This window comes from Streptomyces swartbergensis (assembly GCF_002148965.1).
Lineage (GTDB): Bacteria > Actinomycetota > Actinomycetes > Streptomycetales > Streptomycetaceae > Streptomyces > Streptomyces swartbergensis.
The window spans coordinates 1-3,335 of the sequence record NZ_NGFN01000547.1; the positions used below are offsets into that span (position 1 = coordinate 1).

The following is a 3,335-nucleotide window of genomic DNA, read 5'->3' on the forward strand; positions in this document are numbered from 1 at the left end:
CTGACCGCCTACGGCGGCTCTGACCGCCTACGGCGGCTTCGGCGCCCTGGCCGCCCCCGCCTACTCACCAGCCATCCACGCCTGGGTCAGCGCCGGAGGCGTCTACGCCATCGCCCAGGTCCGCGGCGGCGRCGAACACGGCACGGCCTGGCACGCGGCAGGCAGCGGCGTCAACAAACCGGCCTGCTTCACCGACTTCGCCGCCGCAGCCCGCCACCTCATCGACCAGGGCGTCACCACCCCCAGCCGCCTGGCCCTCAAAGGCGGCTCCCACAGCGGCCTGGTCGTCGCCGTCGCCCTCACCCGCGATCCGCACCTGTACGCGGCGGTCGTCTGCTCCGACGCCCTCACCGACATGGTCCGCTACCCACGCTTTGGCGTCGGCCCGCTGTGGGCCACCGAGTTCGGCACCCCCGACGACCCCGACCACCTGGCGGTCCTGCTGAGTTACTCCCCCTACCACCAGGTGCAGCCCGGCACCCGCTACCCAGCCGTCCTGCTCACCAGCCCACGCGTCGACCCCCGCGTCGGCGCAGCCCACATGCGTAAATTCACCGCCGCCCTCCAACACGCCACAACCTCCAACCAGCCCATCCTGCTGCGCACCGAGGCTGACGTTGGCCACGGCTTCCGCACCGCGTCCCGATGGGCCGACCTCACCGCCGACACCCTCGCCTTCTGCGCCACCCATACCGGCCTGACACCACCCATCACACACACCGAGCCCTAACCAACTATGCAGCCGCTGGGCCCCGACAATCCGGGTGCGGCCGGAGGCCTACTGTCTAGAATCAATGGCTGTGGCCCGCACTTGGCTCGGTGGACAGATGCCACCCGGCCCGTCATTCAAAGTCGAACGTGCCCTGTTCCGGCGCGACAGATCGGGTCCGAGGCGTTGTCCGGGTTGTCGGCCAGCACGCCATCGGGCGGTTACCTCTTCCTTCCAGCCCTTGGGCGGCGGCCATGGAACGCCCCATGCTGCGAGCTGGTTACGAGTCCATCCGCCAGCGGGTGTGCGGGCAGCCTCGATTTCTTCGGGCGACGGCAGTTCGGGCACGTTGCCGGACGGGAGCCCGAGCCCGGGGTCGACAGGAGGGGCTGCGCACGGTGCCGTCGACACTTCAACCGTCACACCACAGCTCACGCAACCCCAACACCAGGTGAGGGGTTCTGGTGTCAGCGGTCCGTACGGATGCCCCGGAAGCCCGGACCGAGCCCGCGGCGCCTGGGCGGCCTTCGCTCCGGACCGCGCGCTACGGGAGTCGACGCCGCGCCCTCTCGCCCGGGCGCCTGGTCGTCCACGGAAGTTCCTCGACCACCGCAGGTCGCAGAGGCCCGAAGACGAGTACACCGACGTCACCCCCAAGGAGTGGGCGGAGTTCGAAGAGCACTTCGACAAGAGGAAGGTCGAGCTCGGCAACTGCGCTCGCCCCTACGGCACACCGTGTCAGCACGAACACGCATGCATCCGATGCCCAATGCTCCAGATCAACCCGAGGATGCTTCCCCGTCTCGACGAACTGGAGAAAGACCTGGTCATGCGGCGGAAGCGCGCGGAGGAGGAACAGTGGCTCGGAGAGATCGAGGGCATCGACCTGACCTTGACCTTCCTGCGGACCAAGCAAGCCGACGCCATCCGCTCACGACGACGAACCACTGTTGACCTTGAGTTTCCGCGCCCTCGCGGCTGAGAGGCTGTCCTGATGCAGTGGCGCGGTCTGGCCACTCGATACGACAAGACCGCCACGATGTGCCTGGCCGCGCGCCGCCTCGCGCCATCGTCATCTGGTCAGCAAGGTGATTACACGACACAGCGGCGGGTGAGGCGGGTGAAAGTGACCCCGTTGGGGAAGGCGGTGCGCTCGGCGACGTCGAAGACGGTGGGGTCGAAGGCACCGTCGACAACCGAGATTCCGGTACCGGCAACGACCGGATAGGTCTTGATCAGCAGCTCGTCAATCTCGGGCAACAGGGTGCCCGCGAGCTGGCCGCCCCCACAGAGCCAGATGTCCAGGCCAGCGCCCACCTCGCCCTTGAGCTCGCGGACGAGGGCGAGCGGGTCACTCGGCACGACGGTGACGGCTGGGTCGGTGTCCGGCTTGAGGGTGCTGGACACGACGTACTGGCGCAGGTGCGCGTACGGGCTGGTGATCCCGTTGTCGAGGGCGGGGCGGTAGCTACCGAGGCCCATGACGACGGTGTCGAAACGCCGGTTGGACTCGTCGGCGACGCCGACGGCCGCCCGGTAAGCGGTCGGGATGGTCTCCGGGTACAGCGCGTTCATCCAGGTCGAGTAGGCGGCGGCCTGCTGCTCCTCGCCCTGCGGAAAGAAGTCGAACTCGCCGCCGGGGCCGGCGATGCGGCCGTCGAGCGAGACGCCGACGTAGTACACGAGCTTTCGCACAGTGGCCCCCACACGTAGTACTCTGCTTGAAGTGGTTTGAACGTAGTACTACATCCGGAGTGGTGTCAATGGTGAGACGGAACGACCAGCGGCGCGGGGCCCTCGTTGACGCGGCGATCGAGGTGCTGGCCCGGGAAGGCGCACGCGGCCTGACTTTCCGGGCCGTGGATGCCGAGGCCACCGTTCCCGCCGGCACGGCGTCCAACTACTTCGCCAGCCGCGACGACCTGTTCACTCAGGCCGGCGCCCGGGTCTACGAGCGACTCCAGCCCGACGAGGCCACGATCGCCCGCCTGCAGACGACCGACCGCGACCGGGAGACCTACGTCGAACTGATGCGCGAGCTCGTCGGCCGCATCGCCTCCTTCCGCACCGGCTACCTCGCGCTGCTGGAGCTCCGCCTTGAGGCCACCCGCCGCCCCGAACTACGCAAGGTCCTCACTGAGCGAGTACGAGCCGACGTCGACGCCAATGTCGCCTATCACGAGGCTTCCGGCTTCCCTGGCGACGCCATGGCCGTCAAGCTGCTCATCCTGACGCTGAACTGGCTGATCGTCGAGCAGCTCACCCTGCCGGACGTCTTCACGGAGGCAGAGCGTGAACAACTGGTGACGGCCGCTGTGGAGCGCATCGTGGCGGCGGAGTAGCGGCCTAGGGTGTGTGTGATGTTGTGATCAGCCAGTTGCCTTCAGGAGGTCGTTGATCCAGATCATCGAGGCACGGAGGTGGAGGCCGGCGAGGTAGCTCTCGGGCGTCTTGTCGTATCGAGTGGCGATGCCCCGCCAGGCCTTCAACTTGTTGATGAGCCGCTCAACGGTGTTCCGCTCCTTGTAAAGATCGCCGTCGTGGCATGTGGGGCGGCCGCCCCGGCGGCCTTTCCTCTTCCGGTTGGCAGCCTGGTCCTTCTTCTCCGGGATGACTGCCTTGATGC

General features: G+C 67.8%; 4 protein-coding genes and 1 pseudogene. 3 read left to right on the top strand and 2 right to left on the bottom strand.

Annotated features, from left to right (window positions below; translation table 11 throughout):
• Window positions 1-73: 73 nt before the first annotated feature.
• A complete protein-coding gene (locus CA983_RS41820) occupies window positions 74-730 on the top strand; it encodes a prolyl oligopeptidase family serine peptidase (protein ID WP_279628510.1) in 657 nt (218 codons plus the stop codon).
• A gap of 748 nt (window positions 731-1,478) precedes the next feature.
• Window positions 1,479-1,691, top strand: coding sequence for a recombinase (locus CA983_RS48635; protein WP_244207328.1), 213 nt, complete (start codon window positions 1,479-1,481; stop codon window positions 1,689-1,691).
• A 110-nt stretch (window positions 1,692-1,801) separates the two neighbouring features.
• Here the strand turns inward: CA983_RS48635 and CA983_RS41835 are convergent, their stop codons facing one another.
• A complete protein-coding gene (locus CA983_RS41835; protein ID WP_086605876.1) occupies window positions 1,802-2,404 on the bottom strand; it encodes a dihydrofolate reductase family protein in 603 nt (200 codons plus the stop codon).
• A gap of 68 nt (window positions 2,405-2,472) precedes the next feature.
• Between CA983_RS41835 and CA983_RS41840 the strand changes: the two genes are divergently transcribed.
• The gene (locus CA983_RS41840; protein WP_086605877.1) at window positions 2,473-3,051 is read left to right on the top strand and encodes a TetR/AcrR family transcriptional regulator; all 579 of its coding nucleotides are present in this window, start codon (window positions 2,473-2,475) and stop codon (window positions 3,049-3,051) included.
• A gap of 27 nt (window positions 3,052-3,078) precedes the next feature.
• Here CA983_RS41840 and CA983_RS41845 read toward each other — a convergent pair.
• Window positions 3,079-3,335: pseudogene (locus CA983_RS41845) on the bottom strand (IS5/IS1182 family transposase); the annotation flags it as partial.